The organism is Nocardioides sp. Z21_20, from assembly GCF_059766585.1.
The window spans coordinates 75,121-95,108 of sequence record NZ_JCBAJX010000013.1 but is presented as its reverse complement, the minus strand read 5'-3'; the positions used below and the strand labels follow the sequence as shown (position 1 = coordinate 95,108).

Here is a 19,988-nt window from a genome sequence, read left to right as displayed (position 1 = left end):
CTCAACGAGATACTGGGCAGACCGTACGAAACCCCGGTGTTGCACTAGGACCTGGAGACCGCCCGAGTTAACTCGTGAAAGCCACAGCCTCACGCAGTCCCGTACACCGCCTCCGGCACCGCCCCAGCCCCAATCAGCTCCCGCAGGGCGGGGCCGACCTCGGGGGTCTCCCAGCGGCGGGCGATGTCCTTCTTGGGGCCGTGGGTCCAGCCCTGCTCGAGGCAGATCTGGCCCCCCTCGATCTCGATCACGCGACCGGTGACGTCGGCGGCGTCCTCGGAGGCGAGCCAGGCGACGATCGGGGAGTTGTTGGCGGGGTCCATCGCGTCGAAGGCGTCGGCGGACTCGGCCATCATCTCGGGGAAGGCGCCCTCGGTCATCCGGGTGCGCGCGACCGGCGCGATCGCGTTGACGGTCACCCCGTAGCGGCCCATCTCGGAGGCGGCGACGAGCGTCATCGCGGCGATGCCCGCCTTGGCCGCGGAGTAGGTGGTCTGCCCGATCGAGCCCTGCAGGCCGGCCCCCGAGGAGGTGTTGATGACCCGGGCGGCGCGGGTGCGCCCGGCCTTGGACTCCGCGCGCCAGTAGGCGCCGGCGTGGCGCAGCGGCGCGAAGTGGCCCTTGAGGTGCACGCGGATGACGGCGTCCCACTCCTCCTCGGAGGTGTTCACCAGCATCCGGTCGCGCACGAAGCCGGCGTTGTTGACGAGGATGTCGAGCCCGCCGAAGGTGTCGATGGCCTGCTGCACCATCGCCGCGGCCTGCTCGAAGTCGGCGACGTCCGCGCCGTTGGCGACCGCCTCTCCCCCCATCTCGCGGATCGCGGCGACCACCTCGTGGGCCGGACCGTCGGAGGCGCCCTGGCCGTCGAGCGAGGCGCCGAGGTCGTTCACCACGACCTTCGCGCCCTGACGGGCCAGCTCCAGCGCGTGCTCACGGCCGATGCCGCGTCCTGCGCCGGTGACGATCGCGACGCGTCCTTCGAGGATCCTGCTGCTCACTGCTGCTCCTTCGTTGGGTTCTGGGTGACCGAGAGGAAGACCGGCGGCTCTCCCCCGCCGTGGCAGGCGACGCTGGCGCCGCTGACGTAGGAGGCGAGATCGGAGGCCAGGAAGAGCGCCACGTGGCCGACCTCCTCGGGCCGGGCCATCCGGCCCAGCGGGATGGTGCGTTCGATCGCGGCGACGGTGTCGTCGCCGCCGTAGTGCTCGCCGGTGAGCTCGGTGCGGCACAGGCCGACGTTGATCGAGTTCAGCCGGACCTTGGGCGCCCACTCCATCGCCAGCGAGGTGGTCAGCGAGTCGATGCCGGCCTTCGCCGCGCCGTACACCGCGGTGCCGGGCGAGGGCCGGATACCGCTGATCGAGGAGATGTTGACGATCGCGCCGCCGCTCTCCTGGCGCTGCATCACCGCGTTGGCGGCCTGCGCGACGAGCAGCGGGCCGAAGAAGTTCAGGTCCATCACCTTGGCGTGCAGCCGCGGCGAGGCCTCGGCCGCCGGCACGTACGGCGCGCCGCCGGCGTTGTTGACGGCCACGTCGAGGCGCCCGTGCTCGGCCACCACGGCCTCCACCAGCGCGGTCACCGAGGCCGGTTCGCGCACGTCGCACTGCAGGTGCGTGGTGCCCGGGGCCGGGGCCTCGACCGCCGAGCGCGCGCACGTGACCACCTGCGCACCGGCCTCGACGAAGACCCGGGCGATGCCTGCGCCGATCCCCTTGGTGCCGCCCGTGACGAGCACGACCCGACCGGTCATGTCCACCTGTACCGCCACTGCGCCTCCGATGATCGACGTTCGAACCAAGCAACTGTTAGGCTACCAAGCAAACGTTAGGTTTGGATACCGGAAGGCGGAACATGGGCATCTCCTCACACCTGCGCGACGACGGGATCCGCGTCGTCACGATGGACTATCCGCCGGTCAACGCGCTGCCCGTCCAGGGCTGGTTCGCCGTCGCGGCGGCCCTGGACGAGGCCAGCCGGGACATGGCGACCAAGGTCGTCGTGCTGCGCGCCGAGGGCAAGGGCTTCAACGCCGGCGTCGACATCAAGGAGATGCAGAACACCGAGGGCTTCGGTGCGCTGATCGGCGCCAACAAGGGCTGCTTCGCGGCCTTCAAGGCCGTCTACGAGTGCGCGGTCCCGGTGATCGCCGCGGTCAACGGCTTCTGCGTCGGCGGCGGCGTCGGCCTGGTCGGCAACGCCGACTGCGTGGTGGCCAGCGACGACGCGTTCTTCGGCGTCCCCGAGGTCAACCAGGGCGCGCTCGGCGCCGCGACCCACATGGCCCGCCTGGTCCCCCAGCACCTGATGCGCACCCTGTACTTCACCGCGCGCACCATCAAGGCCGCCGACCTGATCCAGCACGGCTCGGTGCTCGAGGTGGTCCCCCACGACCAGCTCGACGACGCGGCCCTCAAGGTCGCGAGCGAGATCGCCGCCAAGGACACCCGGGTGATCCGGGCCGCCAAGGAGGCCCTCAACGGCATCGACCCCATCGACGTGAACAAGAGCTACCGCTTCGAGCAGGGCTTCACCATGGAGCTCAACCTGGCCGGGGTGGCCGACGAGCTGCGCGACGAGTTCGCCGGCACCGAGAAAGCGAGCAAGAAGTGAGCCTGAAGCCGCGCGACAAGCGCATGAGCATCGACGAGGTCGTCGCCCAGCTCGAGGACGGGATGACCATCGGCATCGGCGGCTGGGGCCCGCGGCGCAAGCCGATGGCACTGGTCCGCGCGATCCTGCGCTCCGACCTCAAGGACCTGACCATCGTCTCCTGGGGCGGCGCCGACGTCGGCCTGCTGGCCCGGGCCGGCAAGATCCGCAAGCTGGTCTACGCGTTCGTCTCCCTCGACAGCGTCCCGCTGGAGCCCAACTTCCAGCAGGCGCGCCAGAACCGGACGATCCCCGAGGTCGTCGAGCTCGACGAGGGCATGTTCCAGACCGGCCTCAAGGCCGCGGCCGAGCGGCTGCCGTTCCTGCCGATGCGCGCCGGCCTCGGCTCCGACGTGCTGGTCAACAACCCCGACATCAAGACGGTGACGAGCCCCTACGCCGCCGAGGACGGGGAGTACGACGAGCTGGTCGCGGTCCCCGCGCTGCGCCTGGACGTCGCGCTGGTCCACCTCAACCGCGCCGATGCGCACGGCAACGCGTCGTACCTGGGCCCGGACCCGTACTTCGACGACCTGTTCTGCATGGCCGCCGACAAGGCGTTCGTCTCCGTCGAGCAGGTCATCGACACCGCCGGGCTGACCGTCGACACCCCGGTCCAGCGGCTGCTGCTCAACCGGATGATGGTCACCGGCGTCGTGGAGACCCCCAACGGCGCGCACTTCACCACCTGCACGCCCGACTACGAGCGCGACGAGAAGTTCCAGAAGGCCTACGCCAAGGCCGCAGGCGACCCGGAGGAGTGGGCGGCCTTCGAGGCGCGGTTCCTGTCCGGCACCGAGGACGACTACCAGGCGGCCGTCCAGGCCTTCCACGCAGAGGAGAAGTGACGATGACTGACGCCACACGCGCGGAGGTCTGCGCCGCCGCCATCGCCGACGCCTTCGCCGAGGACGGCGAGATCTTCGGCAGCCCGATGGGAATGCTGCCGATGCTGGGCGTGCGCCTGGCCAAGCTCACCTCCAACCCCGACCTGGTCATCTCCGACGGCGAGTCGCTGTTCCTCGGCGGCGTGCCGCCGCTGTTCGCTAAGGCCGACGTCGTCGAGGGCTGGATCCCGTTCCGCCGCGTCTTCGACGTGGTCGCCTACGGCAAGCGCCACGTGATGATGGGCGCCACCCAGGTCGACAAGCACGGCAACCAGAACATCTCCGCGATCGGCGACTTCGCCCAGCCCAAGCGCCAGCTGCTGGGCTCGCGCGGCGCGCCGGGCAACACCGTCAACAACCGCACCTCGTACTGGGTGCCCAAGCACTCCCCGCGGGTGTTCGTGGAGAAGGTCGACATCGTCTCCGGCGTCGGGCCGAAGGCCGCCAAGCAGGCCGGCAGCGGGGCGTCGCGCTACAACGACATCCACCGCATCGTCACCAACCTGGCCGTCTTCGACGTCAAGGGCGCCGACGACACCGTCCGGCTGCTCTCGGTGCACCCGGGCGTGAGCGTCGACGACGTGCGCGCCGCCACCGGCTTCGAGCTGGCGGTCGAGGGCGACGTGCCCGAGACCCGGATGCCGACGATGGAGGAGCTGATCCTCATCCGCGAGGTGCTCGACCCCAAGAGGCTGCGCGACCGCGAGGTCCCGCCCGTCGAGGCCGGAGCCACCACGTGAGCACGCCGCAGCTGCTCTCCACCCCGCTCACCGAGCTGGTCGGGGTCCGCCACCCGGTCGTGCAGACCGGGATGGGCTGGGTCGCCGGCCCGCGCCTGGTCAGCGGTACGGCGAACGCCGGCGGGCTGGGCATCCTGGCCAGCGCCACGATGACCTACGAGGAGCTCGAGCACGCGATCGTCGAGGTCAAGGGCCGTACCGACCAGCCGTTCGGGGTCAACCTGCGCGCCGACGCCGGCGACGCCGCCGACCGCTGCGACCTGCTGATCAAGCACGGCGTCAAGGTCGCCTCCTTCGCGCTGGCTCCGAAGAAGGAGCTGATCGCCAAGCTCAAGGACCACGGCATCGTGGTGATGCCCTCGGTCGGCCTGCCGCGCCACGCGGAGAAGGTCGCCGGCTGGGGCGCCGACGCGGTGATGATCCAGGGCGGCGAGGGCGGCGGGCACACCGGCTCGGTGCCGACCACGCTGCTGCTGCCGAGCGTGCTCGACGCCGTCGACATCCCGGTCGTCGCGGCGGGTGGCTTCTTCGACGGACGCGGCCTCGCGGCTGCCCTGTCGTACGGCGCGGCCGGCATCGGCATGGGCACCCGCTTCCTGCTCACCCAGGACAGCGCGGTGCCGCAGGCGGTCAAGGAGCTCTACCTCTCCCACGACGTCAACGGCACGGTCGTCACCGCCAAGGTCGACGGCATGCCGCACCGGATGCTGCGCACCAAGCTGGTCGAGGAGATCGAGGAGACCGGCTCGCTCAAGCGCCTCGCGCCGACGGTGCGCCGCACCCTGGAGTTCAAGAAGATGAGCGGGCTGTCCTGGCTCGACCTGGCCCGCGACGGCCGCGAGATGAAGAAGAACCAGGGCCGCTCGCTGGCCCAGATGACCCTCGCCGCCAACACCCCGATGATGCTCAAGGCCGGGCTCGTCGAGGGTGACACCAACGCCGGCGTGCTCGCCTCGGGTCAGGTGGTCGGCGTACTCGACGACCTGCCGACCTGCGAGGCGCTGATCGATCGCGTGGTCACCGAGGCGGCGGCCTGCCTGGAGCGGACCCGGACCTACCTGGTCTGAGTCCGGACGGGACCGCTGCCCGCGGCCCGGTGGCTGAGCCTGCGTGGCTCAGTCACCGGGCCGCAGCGCGTCCTCGGCCTGCTCGTGCTGGGCGACGTCGAACTCGTTGCCCTGCGGGTCGGCGAGGGTGACCCACCGGAAGCTGTCGTCGCCGCGCCGCCCGATCAGGGTCGCCCCGGCCGCGACCAGCGCGTCGACGGCGGCGTCGAGGTCGTCGGCGTTGAAGTCGAGATGGATCCGGTTCTTGCCCGGGGTGGGGTCCTCGACGCGCTGGAAGGCCAGCATCACCGGCAGGCTCCCGCCCCCGAGGACCAGGAACTCGCCCTCGCTCAGGTGGGTCACCTCGGCTCCGGTCTGCTCGGCCCACCATCGTGCGAGCGAGTCGACCTCGCTGGTGTCGATCGTGATCATGCCCAGGCTCAGTGTCCGTGTCATGGACCGACACTAGGGATCCGCGGCGCACAGGTCACCAGTTGCCGGGCGCTTTTCACACCGAGCGTTGGAAGAGCGGGGTCTTCCCCAGCACCCGGTAGCCGAGCAGCTCGTTGACGCCGATCATGTGGTCGTTGGACTCCGCGTTCCAGGTGTCGACGGAGATCACCTGCGGCTGGGTCTCGTCCAGCCAGCGCAGCACCTCGAGCTTGAGCAGCAGCCCCAGCCGGTGCCCGCGGTGGGCGCGCACCACGGAGGTGTCGTGCTGCTCGGCGAGCGCGGGGCGCTCCAGGTCGACGGCCACCACACTCTGCCCGGCCAGCTCCCCGGTGTCGCGGTGCCGGGCCACCACCCGGTGCAGCAGCTGGCCCTGCGCATGCTGCGCGGCCTCGTAGTTGCGGATCCGCTGCGGCGCGAAGACCTCGTCCTCGATCTCGAGGTCGTCGGTGGGCGCGTCGTTGATGGCCGCGGTCATCTCGGCCACCGCGTCGATCTGGTCCTCCGGGGTGTGGCCCCGCCAGCGCACCAGCTCGTACGACGCTGCCGCCGTGCGCGCCTCGTCGTAGAGGCGCTGCGCGACGCCCGCGTCCAGGTCGGCGACCAGCTGGCGCCGGTTCACCTCGCGCCCCTTGTACTCGAGCCCGTGGCGCTCGGCGAAGCCCCGCGTCGCGTCGGACTCCCAGCCGTCGATGCCGACGGAGGTGCGGCCCAGCTCCTTGGTGCGCGCCACCACCGCGTCGAGCATGTCCGTGCCCAGGCCGGTGCGGCGCCGCTGCGGGGTGACGCTCACCGCCAGCCAGGCCAGGTGGAGGTTGTCCCACTCGCTGACCGCGCACTCCCCCGTCGCCACCGGCTCGCCGGCGTCGTACCCGAGGAACCCGATCGGCGGCTCCTCGTCCCAGCCGTGGCGCAGCCACCCCACGCAGCCGCGCTCGGTCATCGGGTGCATCCACGGCGAGTCCGCGCGCCGTACCGCGTTGGTGACGGTGACGAAGTCCGCCACGGCCTCGCTGGAGTCGAGGTCGACCTGCGTGATGTCCATCCTCCGAGCATCCGCCGCACCGGCGGTGAGGGCCACTGGTTTTCGCCTGTCGGGGCCGGGGTGTCGGACTCGGGTGCCAGGATGACGAGGTGAGCGGATGCGGCGTCTCGGACTTCTTCGACCTGGCGGACCAGCTCCCGGAGGTCGCCCGGGTGGACAACGGCCGGTACTGGCGGATCTCGGTGGGTGAGGCGACCTTCGGCTACCTGTGGGAGCCGACGCTCACGGTCGGCCTGAAGCAGACCATCGCCGAGCAGCTGTCGCTGGTGGCCGAGCGCCCCGAGACCTTCGAGGTCCAGTACACCTCGGGCGGCTTCGGCTGGGTGGTGGTGCACCTGGGCGGCGTCGAGCGCGACGAGCTGGCCGAGCTCACCTTCGAGGCGTGGCGGCTGACCGCCCCCGCGGGGCTGGTCGAGCGACGCGGCGAGCGGCTTCCCCGCTGAGCGGTCGTGGCCGGGCGCCGGTGGCGCGTGTCACGCTGGGTCCTCCCGCTCCCGGAGGTGTCAGATGGCAGTGTCCTACCAGCTGGTGATCGACTGCGCGTCGCCCGGGCCGCTCGCGCGGTTCTGGGCCGAGGCGCTGCACTACGTGCCCGCGCCGCCGCCGGCCGGCTTCGCCTCATGGGACGACTTCTATCTGTCCCTCGGTGTCTCCGCGGAGGAGCTCGGCGGCGAGGCCGACCGCATCCAGGACCCGAACGGCGAGGGCCCGCCCATCTGGTTCCAGGTCGTCCCGGAACCGAAGTCGGTCAAGAACCGGTTCCACATCGACGTCGATGCCAGCGGTGGCCGCGCCAACGAGCTACCGGTACGGCGCGAGCGGGTCGAGGCCGAGGCGGCACGCCTGGTCGCGCTCGGGGCCACCCGACTGCGCACGATCGCGGAGGAGGGCCTGGACCACTATGCGGTGGCGATGATGGATCCGGAGGGGAACGAGTTCGACGTCTTCTAGCACCGGGGCGCTTCGGCTCCCGACGCACGAAGGGCCCCGACCGCAGATGCGGTCGGGGCCCTTCGAGGTGAGATCAGGAAACGCGAACGTTCTCAGCCTGGGGACCCTTGGGGCCCTGGGCGAGGTCGAACTCGACCTTCTGGTTCTCGTCGAGCGACTTGTAGCCGCCGGACTGGATCGCGGAGTAGTGGACGAACACGTCCTCGCCGCCGCCATCCTGAGCAATGAAGCCGAAGCCCTTTTCGGCGTTGAACCACTTAACGGTGCCCTGAGCCATGATCTGTTCCTTTGTTCGGTACCGAGAGCTACGTGCCCTCGAGGTTGCTGAAGACATCCACATCGTGCTGATATCCAGCGAACCGAAAACCAGGAATACGAGATACAAGCCGCGCATCGTGTGCGGCCAGGAGGCCTTGCAGGCCATCCCTTCAACAAGATGAACCATACGCCATGGAGAGCGGAATCCCCATATCGGCGGCGCCCGGGCCACCGTGGCGGCGTACGAAAACGGCATGCGGAGGGCCACGGACTGCCTCTACGGTGCGGTGATGAGCCTGCGATTCGTAGCCGTGGCGTGCGACGCCGAGGACCCAGCCGGGCTGGCGGCGTTCTGGAGCGGGCTGCTCGGCCGGGAGGTCGTCGCGCAGGCGGACGGCGCGCTGCTGCCGGGCGACGACACCCAGGTGGGACTGCGCTTCGTCGCCGGCTCCCCGGACCGGCCGGGCCCCAGTCGTCACTTGCACCTGCATGTCACCAGCGCGAGCGCCGCCGACCAGCAGCAGACGATCACCGACGCGCTCGCCCGGGGCGGGCGCCACCTCGACGTGGGCCAGCTGCCCGAGGAGGGCCACGTCGTGCTCGCCGACCCGGGCGGGAATGCGTTCTGCGTGATCGAGCCGGGCAACCGCTACCTGGCCGGGTGCGGGCGCCTCGGCGAGCTCGCCTGCGACGGCCCCCGGAGTGTCGGGGTGTTCTGGGCCGAGGCACTCGGCTGGCCGCTGGTGTGGGACCAGGACGAGGAGACGGCCGTCCAGTCGCCGCTCGGCGGGACCAAGATCGCGTGGGGCGGCCCGCCCGTGGTGCCCAAGCGCGGCAGGAACAACCAGCGGTTCCAGCTGGCTGCCGCGGACCTCGACGCCGAGGTGGCGCGGGTGGTCGCCCTGGGCGCCGCGCGGCTCGGTGACCGCGAGGGCGGTGTCGAGCTGGCTGACCCGGACGGCAACGAGTTCCTGCTCGTGGCGGACGGCCCGGAGGTGCGGTAGCTCCCTGCCGGGCGCAGCCACCCCCCGCGCAAGGGGCAGCCCTCCCCTGGTCAGGCGCTCATGCGCGGCTCTGCCGCACCTTGTCCAGGCCTCGCGTCACAGCATCGGCCAGCTCGTGGGGCTTTCCGTTGAAGGCGATCACCGCCTGCGGGGCGTGGCCTCGGACCAGGTTGATGATCGACTCGAACAGCTCCAGCAGCTCCTCGGGCCGGCGGATCCCGGCGCCGATGAGGGCGCAGTCCCAGGGCCGGGACTGCAGGGCGGTGGTGATCCTGGCCTCGATGTCGTCGCTGCCGTCGAGCGCGACCAGGCATGACTCGGCGGCGTAGCCACGCTCGGCGAGCTCGGCCATGCCCGCCTCGATCACCTCGGCGATCGGCTGCGGGTCCCACGGGCCGGGCACCCGGAAGGGGTCCAGGCCGATGACGAGGACGTGGGGGTTCGCGAGCGGCTCACTCACCCCAGCCACGATACGGCGACGGAGCCGATCCGTCGCCTGGCTGACGCCGGTCGATCCGACGCGCCGAGCGCGTGCTCCTGAGGCAACCTTGGTGCGGGCCGGCGTCCAGGCCGTCACACTCGGGACATGCACTCCACCTGGAAGATCCTCGTCAACTCCCTGAACGGATGGGCGGACGCGCGCGAGGTCCCCGGGGGCATCGAGGTGACCTTCAGGAGGGCATCCGGCGGCCACCGCACCGTGGAGCTGGTCATCACCGCCGAAGACTGGGACGAGCTCGCCAACACCATCGGGCGTGACACCCCCGGCACCGTGCGGGAGAAGATCCTCGCCCTCGAGGAGGACCAGCCGTTCCTCGTGTGCGACCGGGGCGTCGACCTGGTGCCGTCGCCCACGCGCGAGCTGCCTGAGGACGCCGACTGGCCCTCCGGACAAGGAGGGCACTGGGTGACCCTGGAGAAGGAAGGCAACGTCGAGCGGCTCAGACGTCCGGATCCGGCATGATCTCGCGCACCTCCTGAGCGCAACGGCAGCTGACGGCGATCCTCTTGGCCCACTCGAGCGCCTCCTGGTGCGACGAGACATCGACGACCGAGAACCCGCCCACCTGCCGCTCGCCAGCCCCGACCGCACCGTCGCCACTCCTGCGTGTCCGGTGGCGTCCGCCGCCACTCACCAGTGCTGTGGACCGCCTCGGCTCGCGGAAGTCATCGCGGCCCCCGACCGCACGCGCGGGCACCGTCGTTCCGCGGCACCGGGTCAGCTGGGCGAGGGGTCGACCGCACGACGCAGCCCGGCCAGTCGGGTGGCGGTGCTGCGACCGCGCAGAATCGTGGACTCGCCCTCGCGCCAGTGCTCCTGCTCGGTGTCGGTGGCAGCGTCCAGCGACTCCCCCAGCGCCAGTACGCCGCCGGGCACCTTCTTGGCGAGCTCGGTCAGGCGGGCGGCGGCGTTCACCGTGTCGCCGATCACCGTGTACTCGAAGCGCTCCGCGTGACCGACGTTGCCGACCACCACCTCCCCGGTGGCGACGCCGAGGCCGGCACCCACCTCGGGGACCTCCTGGGCCAGCCGCTGGGCGATCCGCCGCGCCGCCGCCAGCGCCGAGGTGGCGTGATCGTCTTGGGTGACGGGTGCGCCGAAGACGGCCAGCACGGCGTCGCCCATGAACTTGTTGACCAGTCCCCCGTGCTCGTCGACCTCCTCGACGATGACGCCGAAGAACCGGTTGAGGATGGCCACCACCGCCGTGGGCCCGTGCTGCTCGGCGTACGTCGTGGAGCCGACCAGGTCGACGAACAGCACCGAGACCTCGCGGGTCTCGCCGCCCAGCTCGATCTCCCCGAGGTCGGAGGCGGCCAGCTGGGCGACCTCGTGCCCGACGTGGCGCCCGAACAGGTCGCGGATCCGCTCACGCTCGCGCAGCCCTCCGGCCATGTGGTTGAAGCCGGCCTGGAGCAGGCCGAGCTCGGTGCCGTCGTAGACCACCACCTCCGCGTCGAGCTCTCCGTCCTCGACCTTGCGCATGGCCAGGCGCACCGAGCGCACCGGCGCCTCCACGGCGCGCGCGCCGAGCACGGTGATCAGCATTCCGAAGACCAGCAGCACGCCGCCGAGGATGATCGTGATGACCGGCAGCCGAGCGCGTTCGGAGACGCCGGTGAGAGTGAGGATCCCGGCGACGACGAGGGTCACCACGGGTGCGCCGGTGCCGATGCACCAGAAGATGATCATCCGCGAGCGGATGCCCATGCCGCGGCGCCGATCGCTCGATCGCGCCTCGAGCAGGGCCCGGGCGGCGACCGGGCGCATCGCGAACTCGGTGAGCAGGTAGGCGACCCCGCACACCACGATCGCCGCAGTGCCGACCGTCAGACCGGTCGCGAGCGCGCGCTCGGGCTGCACCAGCACCGAGAGCACCGTGAACACCACGGTCGCGCCGGCCCACAGCACGAACTGGAGCACCGTCAGCCGGAACGGCACCTTGAACACCCGCGCCCGGCCCCGGGCGTCGGGCACCACGTCGTCCTGGAGTGTCCAGCGCAGCGCACGCAGGGTCGTCATCGTGCCGAAGAGCGCTCCGAGCACCACCGCGCCCAGGACGTAGACCGGCGCGCCGATCGCCAGCGTCAGCACCGTCGCCCGGTTGGCCTCGGGCGCCGGGATGATGACCGCGGAGATCAGTACGACGACCGCGGCCCCGACCACGTTGGTCACGACGAGCAGCCCGGTCAACAGCAGCTGCACCCGCACCCGCAGCGCCCGGGTCGACTGGTCGGGTCGCCCGAGGATGCGGGCGCCGAAGGGCTTGCGTTCGCGCTTTTCGCGCCGGGGGCTGGCCGCGGTGGTGGTCACGCGGGACAGTCTGCTGCCTCGCCGCGATCGACCGGGGCTTTCGCCGCGTCGATGGACGCGTCCTCGCCGCTCACCGGACCGCCGACGCCGCATGTCCGGTTGTTCTGATCGCTTGCGGTCTCGGCGTCAGCCCAAGGCAGCAGGCGTCACACCGCCCGCTAAGCCGCACCCGCCTCATCCGCGCCATCGGCCTGGCGCCCCCTCGGCCCCCGGCGCACGCCGTACGCCCCGCATCCGCCGGTGCACCCCCGCCACGCGCGCCTACCCACGGGTAACTGGAGGATCGCACGCACCAGGTGCACGGGATCCTCCAGTTACCGCGAGTCACCCCGCATCCGCTCACCCGCGGGTCACGCCCAGCCGCTCACCTGCGGGTCACGCCCAGCCGCTTGCCTGCGGGCCGCGCTGAGCCGCGCCATCGCGGACGTCGCCCCACGGGCCCCGGCGCGCGCCGTAGCCCCCGCATCCCGCCGGCGCATCCCCGCAATGCCCCGCGCCGCGCGCCTACCCTCAGGTAACTGGAGGATCGCACGCACCAGGTGCACGGGATCCTCCAGTTACCCGCGAGTCACCCCATCCGCTCACCTGCGGGTCACGCCCAGCCACTCGCGGGCCGCGCATCCGCGCCATCACGGACTGGCGCCCCTCGGGCCCCGGCGCACGCCGTACGCCCCGCATCCCGCCGGTGCACCCCCGCCACGCCCCGCCCCACGCGCCGGGATCCTGCGCGGAGCATGGGAAGTGTTCGACTGGGTACGGCCAGGTGCCCGGCGTTCTCGGGCCCAAGAGTTGCAGCAGCAACGAAAAGGAGCACGCCATGACGTACAGCCGCAAGATCATCGGCACCATCGGCGCCACCGCCCTCTTCGCCGCTCCCTTGATCGCCAGCCCGGCCCACGCCGACGGCCCCCGCAAGGAGAGGGAGTTCCGCGTCGCGGGTGCTGAGGTCGACTTCTCGGTGGACAAGGACGACGGCCGTTTCGAGGTCGAGGTGGACATCGACGATGCCAGGCCCGGCAGTACGTGGCGAGTCGTCCTGCGGCACGACGGCAAGCGCTTCTACAACAAGGTGCACCGCGCAAACAGGGCCGGGGACATCAACATCGACAAGAACCGTCGCAACACCAGGGGCACGGGTACTTTCCAGGTGCGGGTCACGAAGGTGGGAGGCGCCGGCAAGTCGCGCACCATCCGGATGCGCTGACCCTCACCGCGCGGGCATGCCACACCAGATGGGTTGTGGACTCACTCCAACGCCGGCGACAGAGCCGGTCCTCTCTCTGCCTGACAGGGCGTAGCTCCAGCCGGCTGCCCCGGCTATCACCACATCTGCCTATTGCTCCCGCCGAGCCCCCGGTGGAAACATGGACGCGCCTCGACGCCGTAGCGCACTCAGGTTGCGGTGTCCTCACGAGCAGACCCGATGCGCCCGCGCGGGCGCCCACGCCCCACGGGCCGTCGGCCCGGTGGGCGTACCTGCAACTCCGCCACCCGACCTCCGGGAGCGCGCATGTGCCCCATCGAATCCGCGAGCACCACGAACGAGTCCGCAACCCTCTTCCAGAACAGCGACGGCCGGCCCACCGAGGAGCTGGTCAACCAAGCCGCGTCGGCGCGCGGCTTCGGATCACCACACCGCCCGGCGCGCGGTCACGGCTACGAGCAGCGCGGCCTCGCGTACCTGCCGGTCTCACAACTGTTCGAGGGCCGCTTCGGCCGGATGTTCCGCCTTCCGCCCTTCGTGCCGGGCAGGGACCGCATCGCCGCGATCGGCGCGGCCATGACCGAGGGCGACGCCAGCGGTGACCCCGCGCTGAACAACCCCACCATCCCCGCGGGCTACACCTATCTCGGCCAGTTCATCGACCACGATCTCACCTTCGACCCGGTCTCCAGCCTGACCCGGCAGAACGACCCGGACGCGCTGACGAACTTCCGCTCCCCACGCTTCGACCTCGACTGCATCTACGGCCGCGGACCCGCCGACGACGCCTTCATGTACGACAAGCGCCCCGACTTCGAGGACATGCTGCTCATCGGCCGCCACGACGACGAGGACGACCTGCCCCGCAACAGCCAGAACACCGCCCTGATCGGCGACCCGCGCAACGACGAGAACACCTTCGTCAGCCAACTGCAGCTGACGATGCTGAAGTTCCACAACAAGATGGTCGAGCGGGTCCACGCCGAGCCCGGCCTCCGCCGAGGCAGCGAGAGCATCTTCGAGACCGCCCAGCGAGTGGTCCGCTGGCACTACCAGTGGGTCGTCGTCCATGACTACCTGCGTCGCACCGTCGGACAGGAGATGCTCGACGAGGTCTTCGACGAGACAACCGCCGTCCCGAAGGTGAACCTGGAGTTCTACCAACCGCGAAGCGCCGCGCCGTACATGCCGGTCGAGTTCGCGGTCGCGGCGTATCGCTTCGGCCACTCCCAGATCCGCGGCAAGTACTCGCTCAACACCCTGGTCCAGGACCTGTCGACCTTCCTGCCCGGGGCCACCAACGACCCGGCGCTCGCCCTGCAGCAGTTCGGGGGGTTCCGGGTCCTGCCCCCGTTCTGGACGATCGAGTGGCGACGGTTCTTCGAGGTGGACGGAGCCGGCGACGGCGAACTGCAGCTCACCCGACTCATCGACACCAAGCTGTCCGACCCACTGGCCCAGCTGCCGGTCGAGATCGGCGGCGACCGCCCCTCGCTCATCGACCGCAACCTGACCCGGGGCGCGCGGCTGGCCCTGCCGTCCGGACAGGACGTCGCCGCCGCGATGGGCGTCACCCCGCTCACCGATGACGAGCTCGAACTGCCCGACGGCGGACCGGCTCCGCTGTGGTACTACGTCTTGCGCGAGGCGATGGTGCGCGCCGAGGGACACCACCTCGGGCCGGTGGGTGGCCGCATCGTGGCCGAGGTCTTCCTCGGGCTGCTCGTGAAGGATCCCTCCTCCTATCTGCGCAACGAGCCGACGTGGACGCCCTTCCTGGAGTCGAAGACCGAGAGCTTCTCGATGCCGGACCTGGTCACGGCGTCCGGACACGGCTTGGAGGTCACCAACCTGCCCGGCCGGTAGGGCTGCGACCACCGAGGCACACTGCGGGCCTACTGGCTCAGGCGCTCATCAAGAGCTCCGGGCGGCGACCCCGCCCGGAGACGAGCAACGTGAGGACGATGCCCACCACGGCGTACGCCGCCAGGACCAGGAGCGGGCGGGTCATCGCAGCGGAGTCGAAGTAGACGATCTGACGTACCCCGTCCACGCCGGCACCGGTGGGGATCCAGTCACCGACCACCCGCCAGAAGGTCGGCATCACCCCCGCCTGGAACGCCCCACCCGCGCTCGGGTTGCCGATGATCACGATCAGCAACAGCGTCACCCCGATCCCGATCACCCCGAGGAGCGCCTCGAGCCCGATCGCCAGTGCGGCGATCGAGAACGACACCGCGGCCCCGAGCAGGCCCAACTGCCAGAGATGGCCACTCTGGGCGTCCAGCAGCGGGCCGACGATCAGCGCGCCCCCGAACCCGGAGGCCAAGGCGTACGGCACCAGCGCGGCCAGCCGGATCACCGCGAGGCGCACCGACCGGGGCCGGTCCCCGCGCGCCAGCGCGACCACCGTGGGGAACAGGTAGGCACCGACCGCCCAGCCGACCACGAGGTAGAAGCCGGTGAGTCCGCGGGCGTCGCCGCTCTGCAGCGGGACCAGGTCCTCCTTCTCCACGGTCCGCTGCTGCTCCTCGACCACCCGGGTGAGGACCCCCGAGGCGGCCTCCTCCACCGAGACACCGCCGCCGGAGGCGACCAGCAGCAGGTCGCTGCTCTGGTCCGGGCGCAGCACCAGGGCCGCGACGTCGTCCCCGTCGCGGACGTCGGCGCGGGCCTCCGACTCCGAGTCGGCGAGCGAGGCGTCCAGGGGGTCCCCGGGGAGCCCGTTGAGCTGGTCGACCAGCTGCTGGCCCTGGCTGCTCGCCCCCGGGGGCACGACCACCTGCACCTCAAGCTGGTGCGGCTTGGGGTCATGGAACGCGCCGACGTAGCTGTAGATGAACGCGAACTGCAGGAACAGCACGCCGAGGACCCAGGCCACGGCCCGGATCATCGAGCCCCGCGCGTCGATCGCCAGGGACGGCGTGGATCCCCCGCTGCTGGTGGGGCCGGACGGCTCGGTGTCCTGCGAGGCCCGTTGGGATGTCATGGCGTCTCCCTTGCCGTTGTGCCGGTTCCGCGCGACCGTGGCGCGGACGCCGTACGGCGAAAGCAGCTGCCGGGGCCCGAGCGCCCTGGCTATCCACTGTAAGGCGATTCTCCGTCGGTGGCACCCGTCCGGTGCCCGGACCTGAGCCACGCCAACGAGGGCCTGTCGCGGGTGCGGCGGGCCCCCGTCCCAGAACGGGAGCGACTGCCGAACGCCACGGCTGCCAGCAGGCACAACCCGGCGGTGACGGTGAGGAGACCGGAGATCGCCTCCCACCACGGCTGCGCGTCGTAGGGCCCCACCGCATAGGAGAACGCCGCCACCAGCGGAGTCGCCAGCACCAGCCAGACGACGGTGGCGCGTGCCCACCCGCGGGCAACCACGGCGAGCCCCACCAGGAGGACCGGAGGGCCGAAGAGCCACACGGAGACGACTGGGGCGTAGGCGAACGGCTGTACGACGCCGCCGGTGAGTCCGGAGCTCAAGGTGGCGGCGCCCACCACCGCCTGTGCCAGCACGACCACGGCCGTCGCCGCAGCCATGACGACGCCCGGGCGCCGGCCGGTCACGAGCCTGGGCAACAGCGCGAAGACGACCGAGAGGACCAATAACGAGCACCCCGCCAGCTGCACCGATTCGCCGAGCGGCTCCCAGGGCGCAGCAGGAGCGACGATGTCGTAGCGGTGGTCCTGGCGGGCGAGGCAGCGGGAGCTCTCCGCCCCGCCCCATCCACAGGCACCCGACCAGCGCTGCCAGGAGGCGGCGAACATCAGCGCCCCGGACACAGCCAGCAGTGCTGCCACTCCGACTCTGTACCACCGCAGCACCATGGTCTCCCCCGTCCTCGTGGAAGCGGCCGCGTCTGGTCGCGGCCGGCCGGCGATCAGGTTGCTATGTTGCGCCGGTCCCCATCCACTGGTTGATGGTCATCCGGTCAGCGGGGTCAGCCTGCTTCTTCGCCCGGTAGCGCTCGAGCTTCTCCTTCTCCCGGCGTGCCCTAGCGGTGGCCTCCCGCGCCTCGGCCAGAGCCTCTGCTTTCGGGGCAGCGACGGCCCGCCGTCGGAAGAGCTTCATGGCACCAGCCTACGGCTCTCTGCGGTCATTGTTTCGTCCTTTCACCCCGCCTTTTCACCAGCGGCGTACGGATCGGAACGGCCCGGAGGCTCTCGAGGACGCCTACGACATCGAGGCGATACCCAGTTTCCGGCATCGCTCCCGTTGTTTTCCACGTCCTCTCGCGCCAGACCCCGCCGAGGGTCAGGATGGGCCCATGACCCAGCACGGCGGCTTCCAGGATGACGAGACGGCACCCATCGCCTCGACCTTTCCCGGATCGTCGCCGCCCAGCGACGACGTCGTACCGCGCCTCAACGTCACCAAGCCCCTCACCTCGCCGTCAGCGCTGCCGGCGGTCGCGCCGCATGTGGCTCCGGCGGCGATGCCCCCTGCCGGCTGGTACCCGCTCTACGGCGAACTGCGGTACTGGGACGGGCTGAGGTGGACCGAGCACCGGGCGCCGGCCGCCGTCCCCGTCTATCGGCCGGTCTACCAGGCACCGCTGATCGTGACCGACGCGCGGACCAACGGCGCGGAGGTGGCCATCGCGTGGATCCTCACCTTGCTCAGCGTCGGCTACCTGCTCCCCTGGGCCATCGCCGCGACCCGTGGCAAATCGAACAGCTGGGCCGTGGGACTGGTCAACTTCCTGCTCGGCTGGACCCTCGTCGGCTGGCTCGTCTCGCTGGTGATGGCGTGCACGGCGCACCAGGTCGCCTACGTCCACCACCGCAACTGAGCGGGGCAGCCGCACGCCTGCGCTGAGTGCGAGCATCGGCTCAAGCTGAGTACGTCGGCTCAGGCGGCCCGTCCGGTTCTGCAGACAGGATGGCTCGCATGAGAACGATCAGCTGGTCATGCATCCTCGCCGCCGTCGCCGTCGTGAGCCTGTCCGCGGGGTGCGCCGACCCCAGCCACGGCTCGCAGGCCGACGAGCTCCGCGCCGACGTCGCCGACCTGCCCGATGTCACCTCGGTGAAGCTGGACTACGCCAAGCCGCTGCCGCTGGACTCCGGCAAGCTCAGGCTGGACGTCGAGATGAGCGGGGCCGCCGACACCGACCAGGTCGTCGAGGTGGCCGAGACCGCCTACCGGGCCTTCAGCTCCACCCACCACGGCGAGGAGGCGGACCTCGTGGTCCGCGCCGGGGCCAGCACCGTCGCGCTGCGGTCCTTCGAGCCGGACGCCTCGACGGGCGCGGTCAGCGACGCCGTCCGGACCGGGCTCATGGCCGCCCCCGAGGGCGGGTCGGTCGCCGTCGAGCTCACCACCCAGGACGTCTCCCAGGGCGATCACGTGGCCGGCACCTACCTGGTCGCGCTCCCCGCCGGGTCGACGTTCGTCCAGGTGCCGGGGCTGTTGACCTCGCTGGCGGCGGACCACCCCGACAACCCGCGGATCGGCTGGGGCGGCGCGGCCGCCGATGGCTCGTCGCTGAGCTACGACAGCGGCTTCCCCCCGGCCGAGGTCCTCGGCCGGTGGGAGAAGCTGCAGCGCGCCGACCTCCCCCTCGCCGTGCGGGCCTTCAAGGACGGCGCGCTGATGGCCGACGGCCGGTTGAGCAGGACGTACGACGTCGAAGACCCCGCCGAACGCCGTGCGCTCGACCGGATCACCCACCCGCAGCTGCGGGCACTGGGCGACGGCGAGTGGATCTACACCCTGCGCGGGCCCCGCGGCGCCTACCTGGCCGAGATCGACCGCTACATCTGCTCGCCGGTCTCGGAAGGGCCCTACGACGACGAGCTGGAGGTCTGGGCCACCGAGCAGTTCGGCCCCTGCCCGGCCCCGTGAGCAAGCATCGACACCCGCGCCGCCAGGGCGAATGATGAGGCCCGTGACGAGGAGCTCGCACAACGGCACAGGCGCGGGGGGCGACGAGGCTGTCGCCCCGGCACAGCTGTCTGCCCAGAGCTGGCGCCAGCTGATGCGGCGCGCCGGGGCGCACGTGGTGGAGGCGCGTCTTGCCTTCCTCAGCGCCGGGGTCGCATTCTTCGCGGTCCTGTCGATCGCACCCGTGCTGGTCACCGCGCTGTCGGTCTACGGCGCCCTCAACACGCCTGCGCAGGCCCGCAGCCAGCTCTCCCGGATGGCCGAGGTGCTTCCGCCGCAGGTCCAGTCGCTCGTCACCGAGCAGCTGACCAGCATCACGACCGCCTCGACGGAGGTGCTGACCGTGCGTGGCCTCGTCGGGCTCGGACTCGCGCTGTGGACGGCCACCACTGCCATGGTGGCTCTCATCGACACGCTGACCGTGGCCTACCACGAGACGGAGACCCGGGGCTTTCTGCGCCGGACCCTCCTCGGTCTGCTGTTCGTCCTCGGCGGCGCGCTCGTGCTGGGCGCAGTGATCGCCCTCGCCGGCACGATCTCCCGGGCCATCGACGACGCTCCGGGCTACGTGCGTGCCGTGGCGGCGGTGGCCGTCTGGCCGGCGCTGGCGGTGCTGATGGGTGCGATGCTGGCCGTGCTCTACCGGTTCGCCCCCGACCGCAAGAGCCCACAGTGGCGGTGGACGACCTGGGGAGCCACCGGCGCCACCGTGCTCTGGGCCGCCACCACCGCTGCGCTGTTCGCCTACGTGCAGAACCTCGGCACCTACGGGACCACCTACGGCTCGCTCGCGGGCGTGGCGATCAGCATGCTCTGGCTCTGGCTCACCGTCCTGCTCGTCGTCGTCGGCGCAGCCGTCAACGGCGAGTCGGAGCGGCAGACCTCCTACGACTCCACGACCGGTCCGGACCGTCCGGCCGGCCAGCGGGGCGCGGTCGTCGCCGACAGCACGCCGACGCGCCTCAACCGCCCCTGAGGCGTCGCCACTCCTGCGTTCGCTCTGCTAGACATCCTCCACCGACCTACCGCCGGCTCCCTCCTGTGCAAGGACTGAT

23 protein-coding genes are annotated in these 19,988 nt (G+C 71.1%); 13 read left to right on the top strand and 10 right to left on the bottom strand.

Features of this window, described 5'->3' with window-relative positions:
• Window positions 1-89: 89 nt before the first annotated feature.
• Both AC6EH9_RS17125 and AC6EH9_RS17120 read right to left on the bottom strand, forming a co-directional pair.
• Window positions 90-1,001, bottom strand: coding sequence for an SDR family oxidoreductase (locus AC6EH9_RS17125; protein ID WP_498424807.1), 912 nt, complete (start codon window positions 999-1,001; stop codon window positions 90-92).
• Window positions 998-1,756 carry an SDR family oxidoreductase gene (locus AC6EH9_RS17120; RefSeq protein WP_498424805.1) on the bottom strand — a complete coding sequence of 253 codons (759 nt, stop codon included), beginning with the start codon at window positions 1,754-1,756 and terminating at the stop codon, window positions 998-1,000. Before AC6EH9_RS17120 ends, AC6EH9_RS17125 begins: the two co-directional genes overlap by 4 nt.
• Before the next feature lie 101 nt (window positions 1,757-1,857).
• Here AC6EH9_RS17120 and AC6EH9_RS17115 point away from each other — a divergent pair, with 101 nt between their 5' ends.
• Genes AC6EH9_RS17115 through AC6EH9_RS17100 form a run of 4 tightly spaced genes read left to right on the top strand, consistent with a single transcriptional unit; the run spans window position 1,858 to window position 5,349 of the window.
• On the top strand, window positions 1,858-2,616 hold the full coding sequence (locus AC6EH9_RS17115; protein ID WP_498424803.1) for an enoyl-CoA hydratase family protein: 759 nt from the start codon (window positions 1,858-1,860) through the stop codon (window positions 2,614-2,616).
• Window positions 2,613-3,503, top strand: a complete 891-nt coding sequence (locus AC6EH9_RS17110) for a CoA transferase subunit A (RefSeq protein ID WP_498424801.1) — start codon at window positions 2,613-2,615, stop codon at window positions 3,501-3,503. Before AC6EH9_RS17115 ends, AC6EH9_RS17110 begins: the two co-directional genes overlap by 4 nt.
• Before the next feature lie 2 nt (window positions 3,504-3,505).
• Window positions 3,506-4,282 carry a CoA-transferase subunit beta gene (locus AC6EH9_RS17105; RefSeq protein WP_498424799.1) on the top strand — a complete coding sequence of 259 codons (777 nt, stop codon included), beginning with the start codon at window positions 3,506-3,508 and terminating at the stop codon, window positions 4,280-4,282.
• Entirely contained in the window at window positions 4,279-5,349 is a 1,071-nt protein-coding gene (locus AC6EH9_RS17100) for an NAD(P)H-dependent flavin oxidoreductase (RefSeq protein WP_498424797.1), read from the top strand. The genes AC6EH9_RS17105 and AC6EH9_RS17100 overlap by 4 nt, the downstream gene beginning before the upstream one ends.
• 48 nt (window positions 5,350-5,397) lie before the next feature.
• Here the strand turns inward: AC6EH9_RS17100 and AC6EH9_RS17095 are convergent, their stop codons facing one another.
• Both AC6EH9_RS17095 and AC6EH9_RS17090 read right to left on the bottom strand, forming a co-directional pair.
• Window positions 5,398-5,784, bottom strand: a complete 387-nt coding sequence (locus AC6EH9_RS17095; protein ID WP_498424795.1) for a VOC family protein — start codon at window positions 5,782-5,784, stop codon at window positions 5,398-5,400.
• Window positions 5,785-5,836: 52 nt separating this feature from the next.
• The gene (locus AC6EH9_RS17090) at window positions 5,837-6,823 is read right to left on the bottom strand and encodes a GNAT family N-acetyltransferase (RefSeq protein WP_498424793.1); all 987 of its coding nucleotides are present in this window, start codon (window positions 6,821-6,823) and stop codon (window positions 5,837-5,839) included.
• A gap of 89 nt (window positions 6,824-6,912) precedes the next feature.
• Here AC6EH9_RS17090 and AC6EH9_RS17085 point away from each other — a divergent pair, with 89 nt between their 5' ends.
• Both AC6EH9_RS17085 and AC6EH9_RS17080 read left to right on the top strand, forming a co-directional pair.
• A complete protein-coding gene (locus tag AC6EH9_RS17085) occupies window positions 6,913-7,266 on the top strand; it encodes an MmcQ/YjbR family DNA-binding protein (protein WP_498424791.1) in 354 nt (117 codons plus the stop codon).
• A gap of 64 nt (window positions 7,267-7,330) precedes the next feature.
• Complete coding sequence (locus AC6EH9_RS17080; protein ID WP_498424789.1) at window positions 7,331-7,774, top strand: VOC family protein; 444 nt, start codon at window positions 7,331-7,333, stop codon at window positions 7,772-7,774.
• 73 nt (window positions 7,775-7,847) lie between these two features.
• Here the strand turns inward: AC6EH9_RS17080 and AC6EH9_RS17075 are convergent, their stop codons facing one another.
• The gene (locus AC6EH9_RS17075) at window positions 7,848-8,051 is read right to left on the bottom strand and encodes a cold-shock protein (protein WP_344150762.1); all 204 of its coding nucleotides are present in this window, start codon (window positions 8,049-8,051) and stop codon (window positions 7,848-7,850) included.
• A gap of 271 nt (window positions 8,052-8,322) precedes the next feature.
• On the opposite strand from AC6EH9_RS17075, the gene AC6EH9_RS17070 reads away from it, so the two are divergent.
• Window positions 8,323-9,036: a VOC family protein gene (locus tag AC6EH9_RS17070; RefSeq protein WP_498424786.1), complete on the top strand. Its 714-nt coding sequence runs from the start codon at window positions 8,323-8,325 to the stop codon at window positions 9,034-9,036.
• Window positions 9,037-9,094: 58 nt separating this feature from the next.
• On the opposite strand, the gene AC6EH9_RS17065 is transcribed toward AC6EH9_RS17070, so the two are convergent.
• The gene (locus AC6EH9_RS17065; RefSeq protein WP_498424784.1) at window positions 9,095-9,496 is read right to left on the bottom strand and encodes a hypothetical protein; all 402 of its coding nucleotides are present in this window, start codon (window positions 9,494-9,496) and stop codon (window positions 9,095-9,097) included.
• Window positions 9,497-9,622: 126 nt separating this feature from the next.
• On the opposite strand from AC6EH9_RS17065, the gene AC6EH9_RS17060 reads away from it, so the two are divergent.
• A complete protein-coding gene (locus AC6EH9_RS17060; RefSeq protein WP_498424783.1) occupies window positions 9,623-10,000 on the top strand; it encodes a hypothetical protein in 378 nt (125 codons plus the stop codon).
• A gap of 255 nt (window positions 10,001-10,255) precedes the next feature.
• Here the strand turns inward: AC6EH9_RS17060 and AC6EH9_RS17055 are convergent, their stop codons facing one another.
• Window positions 10,256-11,851 (bottom strand): adenylate/guanylate cyclase domain-containing protein, encoded by a 1,596-nt coding sequence (locus AC6EH9_RS17055; protein WP_498424782.1) that lies wholly within the window; start codon window positions 11,849-11,851, stop codon window positions 10,256-10,258.
• An 817-nt stretch (window positions 11,852-12,668) separates the two neighbouring features.
• Between AC6EH9_RS17055 and AC6EH9_RS17050 the strand changes: the two genes are divergently transcribed.
• Together AC6EH9_RS17050 and AC6EH9_RS17045 are read left to right on the top strand one after the other, a co-directional pair.
• Window positions 12,669-13,055, top strand: a complete 387-nt coding sequence (locus AC6EH9_RS17050; protein WP_498424780.1) for a hypothetical protein — start codon at window positions 12,669-12,671, stop codon at window positions 13,053-13,055.
• Window positions 13,056-13,361: 306 nt separating this feature from the next.
• Window positions 13,362-14,921 carry a peroxidase family protein gene (locus AC6EH9_RS17045; RefSeq protein ID WP_498424779.1) on the top strand — a complete coding sequence of 520 codons (1,560 nt, stop codon included), beginning with the start codon at window positions 13,362-13,364 and terminating at the stop codon, window positions 14,919-14,921.
• A 37-nt stretch (window positions 14,922-14,958) separates the two neighbouring features.
• Here the strand turns inward: AC6EH9_RS17045 and AC6EH9_RS17040 are convergent, their stop codons facing one another.
• From AC6EH9_RS17040 to AC6EH9_RS17030, 3 genes are all read right to left on the bottom strand, one after another.
• Window positions 14,959-16,044 (bottom strand): ABC transporter permease, encoded by a 1,086-nt coding sequence (locus tag AC6EH9_RS17040; RefSeq protein WP_498424777.1) that lies wholly within the window; start codon window positions 16,042-16,044, stop codon window positions 14,959-14,961.
• 89 nt (window positions 16,045-16,133) lie between these two features.
• Complete coding sequence (locus AC6EH9_RS17035) at window positions 16,134-16,847, bottom strand: hypothetical protein (RefSeq protein WP_498424775.1); 714 nt, start codon at window positions 16,845-16,847, stop codon at window positions 16,134-16,136.
• An 88-nt stretch (window positions 16,848-16,935) separates the two neighbouring features.
• Window positions 16,936-17,118, bottom strand: a complete 183-nt coding sequence (locus AC6EH9_RS17030; protein ID WP_498424774.1) for a hypothetical protein — start codon at window positions 17,116-17,118, stop codon at window positions 16,936-16,938.
• Window positions 17,119-17,314: 196 nt separating this feature from the next.
• Here AC6EH9_RS17030 and AC6EH9_RS17025 point away from each other — a divergent pair, with 196 nt between their 5' ends.
• From AC6EH9_RS17025 to AC6EH9_RS17015, 3 genes are all read left to right on the top strand, one after another.
• Complete coding sequence (locus tag AC6EH9_RS17025; protein WP_498424773.1) at window positions 17,315-17,839, top strand: superinfection immunity protein; 525 nt, start codon at window positions 17,315-17,317, stop codon at window positions 17,837-17,839.
• Window positions 17,840-17,937: 98 nt separating this feature from the next.
• Window positions 17,938-18,894, top strand: a complete 957-nt coding sequence (locus AC6EH9_RS17020; protein ID WP_498424772.1) for a hypothetical protein — start codon at window positions 17,938-17,940, stop codon at window positions 18,892-18,894.
• Window positions 18,895-18,937: 43 nt separating this feature from the next.
• Window positions 18,938-19,909: a YihY/virulence factor BrkB family protein gene (locus tag AC6EH9_RS17015; protein WP_498424770.1), complete on the top strand. Its 972-nt coding sequence runs from the start codon at window positions 18,938-18,940 to the stop codon at window positions 19,907-19,909.
• Window positions 19,910-19,988: the final 79 nt, after the last annotated feature.